Annotated in this window: 1 tRNA gene and 3 rRNA genes; all 4 read right to left on the bottom strand. The window is 50.1% G+C overall.

What is annotated here, in order from left to right:
• A 5S ribosomal RNA gene (gene rrf / locus NML75_RS08755) occupies nt 1-96 on the bottom strand; the annotation flags it as partial.
• A gap of 77 nt (nt 97-173) precedes the next feature.
• Nucleotides 174-3,076 (bottom strand): 23S ribosomal RNA (locus NML75_RS08750).
• A 125-nt stretch (nt 3,077-3,201) separates the two neighbouring features.
• Nucleotides 3,202-3,274, bottom strand: a tRNA-Ala gene (locus tag NML75_RS08745).
• Nucleotides 3,275-3,324: 50 nt separating this feature from the next.
• Nucleotides 3,325-4,872, bottom strand: a 16S ribosomal RNA gene (locus NML75_RS08740).
• Nucleotides 4,873-4,899 lie beyond the last annotated feature (27 nt).

Below are 4,899 nucleotides of genomic sequence, written 5' to 3'. Positions count from 1 at the left end.
CACAGGGGGCAACCCCCAACTACTTCCGGCGTTCTAGGGCTTAACTTCTGTGTTCGGCATGGGTACAGGTGTATCTCCTAGGCTATCGTCACTTAACTCTGAGTAATACCTACTCAAAATTGAATATCTATCAAATTCCAAGAAAACCTTACGCTTTCGTATTCTCAGTTACTTTGGATAAGTCCTCGAGCTATTAGTATTAGTCCGCTACATGTGTCGCCACACTTCCACTTCTAACCTATCTACCTGATCATCTCTCAGGGCTCTTACTGATATAAAATCATGGGAAATCTCATCTTGAGGTGGGTTTCACACTTAGATGCTTTCAGCGTTTATCCCTTCCCTACATAGCTACCCAGCGATGCCTTTGGCAAGACAACTGGTACACCAGCGGTAAGTCCACTCTGGTCCTCTCGTACTAGGAGCAGATCCTCTCAAATTTCCTACGCCCGCGACGGATAGGGACCGAACTGTCTCACGACGTTCTGAACCCAGCTCGCGTGCCGCTTTAATGGGCGAACAGCCCAACCCTTGGGACCGACTACAGCCCCAGGATGCGACGAGCCGACATCGAGGTGCCAAACCTCCCCGTCGATGTGAACTCTTGGGGGAGATAAGCCTGTTATCCCCAGGGTAGCTTTTATCCGTTGAGCGATGGCCCTTCCATACGGAACCACCGGATCACTAAGCCCGACTTTCGTCCCTGCTCGAGTTGTAGCTCTCGCAGTCAAGCTCCCTTATACCTTTACACTCTGCGAATGATTTCCAACCATTCTGAGGGAACCTTTGGGCGCCTCCGTTACCTTTTAGGAGGCGACCGCCCCAGTCAAACTGCCCGTCAGACACTGTCTCCGATAGGGATCACCTATCCGGGTTAGAGTGGCCATAACACAAGGGTAGTATCCCAACATCGTCTCCTTCGAAACTGGCGTCCCGATCTCATAGACTCCTACCTATCCTGTACATGTGGTACAGACACTCAATATCAAACTGCAGTAAAGCTCCATGGGGTCTTTCCGTCCTGTCGCGGGTAACCTGCATCTTCACAGGTACTAAAATTTCACCGAGTCTCTCGTTGAGACAGTGCCCAAATCATTACGCCTTTCGTGCGGGTCGGAACTTACCCGACAAGGAATTTCGCTACCTTAGGACCGTTATAGTTACGGCCGCCGTTTACTGGGGCTTCAATTCATACCTTCGGATTACTCCTAAGCACTCCTCTTAACCTTCCAGCACCGGGCAGGCGTCACCCCCTATACATCATCTTACGATTTAGCAGAGAGCTGTGTTTTTGATAAACAGTTGCTTGGGCCTATTCACTGCGGCTGACATAAAGTCAGCACCCCTTCTCCCGAAGTTACGGGGTCATTTTGCCGAGTTCCTTAACGAGAGTTCTCTCGCTCACCTGAGGCTACTCGCCTCGACTACCTGTGTCGGTTTGCGGTACGGGTAGAGTATGTTTAAACGCTAGAAGCTTTTCTTGGCAGTGTGACGTCACTAACTTCGCTACTAAACTTCGCTCCCCATCACAGCTCAATGTTATAGAATTAAGCATTTAACTCAATTCACACCTCACTGCTTAGACAGACACTTCCAATCGTCTGCTTTAGTTAGCCTACTGCGTCCCTCCATCACTACATACTCTAGTACAGGAATATCAACCTGTTGTCCATCGGATACACCTTTCGGTCTCTCCTTAGGTCCCGACTAACCCAGGGCGGACGAGCCTTCCCCTGGAAACCTTAGTCTTACGGTGGACAGGATTCTCACCTGTCTTTCGCTACTCATACCGGCATTCTCACTTCTATGCGTTCCAGCGCTCCTCACGGTACACCTTCTCCACACATAGAACGCTCTCCTACCATACCTATAAAGGTATCCACAGCTTCGGTAAATTGTTTTAGCCCCGGTACATTTTCGGCGCAGGGTCACTCGACTAGTGAGCTATTACGCACTCTTTGAATGAATAGCTGCTTCTAAGCTAACATCCTAGTTGTCTGTGCAACCCCACATCCTTTTCCACTTAACAATTATTTTGGGACCTTAGCTGGTGGTCTGGGCTGTTTCCCTTTCGACTACGGATCTTAGCACTCGCAGTCTGACTGCCGACCATAATTCATTGGCATTCGGAGTTTATCTGAGATTGGTAATCCGGGATGGACCCCTCACCCAAACAGTGCTCTACCTCCAAGAATCTTGATGTCGACGCTAGCCCTAAAGCTATTTCGGAGAGAACCAGCTATCTCCAAGTTCGTTTGGAATTTCTCCGCTACCCACAAGTCATCCAAGCACTTTTCAACGTGCCCTGGTTCGGTCCTCCAGTGCGTCTTACCGCACCTTCAACCTGCTCATGGGTAGGTCACATGGTTTCGGGTCTACGACATAATACTAAAGCGCCCTATTCAGACTCGGTTTCCCTACGGCTCCGTCTCTTCAACTTAACCTCGCATCATATCGTAACTCGCCGGTTCATTCTACAAAAGGCACGCTCTCACCCATTAACGGGCTCGAACTTGTTGTAGGCACACGGTTTCAGGTTCTATTTCACTCCCCTCCCGGGGTGCTTTTCACCTTTCCCTCACGGTACTGGTTCACTATCGGTCACTAGGGAGTATTTAGGGTTGGGAGATGGTCCTCCCAGATTCCGACGAGATTTCACGTGTCTCGCCGTACTCAGGATACTGCTAGGTACAAAGACTATTTTAAATACGAGGCTCTCACTCTCTTTGGCTGACCTTCCCATGTCATTCTTCTATAGTCTTTGAGTCCACATTGCAGTCCTACAACCCCGAAGAGTAAACTCTTCGGTTTGCCCTCCTGCCGTTTCGCTCGCCGCTACTAAGGCAATCGCTTTTGCTTTCTCTTCCTGCAGCTACTTAGATGTTTCAGTTCACTGCGTCTTCCTCCTCATATCCTTAACAGATATGGGTAACAGGTAGTACCTGTTGGGTTCCCCCATTCGGAAATCCCTGGATCATCGCTTACTTACAGCTACCCAAGGCATATCGTCGTTTGTCACGTCCTTCTTCGGCTCCTAGTGCCAAGGCATCCACCGTGCGCCCTTATTAACTTAACCTTACTTTTTTGACCTTTCAGTCATAAACTCTTATTAATACTACAGCGTTTTCGGTTTATTTTCTTGTTACTATTTGATATAGATATTCAATTTTCAATGTGCATTACTTGGTGATCTCTCACCAATGGAGCCTAGCGGGATCGAACCGCTGACCTCCTGCGTGCAAAGCAGGCGCTCTCCCAGCTGAGCTAAGGCCCCACAAGACCTCTCAAGACTAAACAAGACCAATGTGCATTCCTTATCCTTAGAAAGGAGGTGATCCAGCCGCACCTTCCGATACGGCTACCTTGTTACGACTTCACCCCAATCATCTATCCCACCTTAGGCGGCTGGCTCCTAAAAGGTTACCTCACCGACTTCGGGTGTTACAAACTCTCGTGGTGTGACGGGCGGTGTGTACAAGGCCCGGGAACGTATTCACCGCGGCGTGCTGATCCGCGATTACTAGCGATTCCGACTTCATGTAGGCGAGTTGCAGCCTACAATCCGAACTGAGATTGGCTTTAAGAGATTAGCTTGCCGTCACCGGCTTGCGACTCGTTGTACCAACCATTGTAGCACGTGTGTAGCCCAGGTCATAAGGGGCATGATGATTTGACGTCATCCCCACCTTCCTCCGGTTTATTACCGGCAGTCTCGCTAGAGTGCCCAACTGAATGATGGCAACTAACAATAGGGGTTGCGCTCGTTGCGGGACTTAACCCAACATCTCACGACACGAGCTGACGACAACCATGCACCACCTGTCACCTCTGTCCCGAAGGAAAACTCTATCTCTAGAGCGGTCAGAGGGATGTCAAGACCTGGTAAGGTTCTTCGCGTTGCTTCGAATTAAACCACATGCTCCACCGCTTGTGCGGGCCCCCGTCAATTCCTTTGAGTTTCAACCTTGCGGTCGTACTCCCCAGGCGGAGTGCTTAATGCGTTAGCTACGGCACTAAACCCCGGAAAGGGTCTAACACCTAGCACTCATCGTTTACGGCGTGGACTACCAGGGTATCTAATCCTGTTTGCTCCCCACGCTTTCGAGCCTCAGCGTCAGTTACAAGCCAGAGAGCCGCTTTCGCCACCGGTGTTCCTCCATATATCTACGCATTTCACCGCTACACATGGAATTCCACTCTCCCCTCTTGCACTCAAGTTAAACAGTTTCCAAAGCGTACTATGGTTAAGCCACAGCCTTTAACTTCAGACTTATCTAACCGCCTGCGCTCGCTTTACGCCCAATAAATCCGGACAACGCTCGGGACCTACGTATTACCGCGGCTGCTGGCACGTAGTTAGCCGTCCCTTTCTGGTAAGATACCGTCACAGTGTGAACTTTCCACTCTCACACTCGTTCTTCTCTTACAACAGAGCTTTACGATCCGAAAACCTTCTTCACTCACGCGGCGTTGCTCGGTCAGACTTCCGTCCATTGCCGAAGATTCCCTACTGCTGCCTCCCGTAGGAGTCTGGGCCGTGTCTCAGTCCCAGTGTGGCCGATCACCCTCTCAGGTCGGCTATGTATCGTTGCCTTGGTGAGCCGTTACCTCACCAACTAGCTAATACAACGCAGGTCCATCTGGTAGTGGTGCAATTGCACCTTTCAAGCAGCTATCATGCGATATCTACTCTTATGCGGTATTAGCTATCGTTTCCAATAGTTATCCCCCGCTACCAGGCAGGTTACCTACGCGTTACTCACCCGTTCGCAACTCATCCGGAAAGAGCAAGCTCCTCCTTCAGCGTTCTACTTGCATGTATTAGGCACGCCGCCAGCGTTCGTCCTGAGCCAGGATCAAACTCTCATTAAAAGTTTGAGTTCTCACTCATTTCTGTCA

It is taken from the genome of Streptococcus sp. CF4-3, from assembly GCF_024295385.1.
Taxonomy (GTDB): domain Bacteria; phylum Bacillota; class Bacilli; order Lactobacillales; family Streptococcaceae; genus Streptococcus; species Streptococcus infantis_I.
This window is presented reverse-complemented; position numbering and strand designations above follow the sequence as displayed.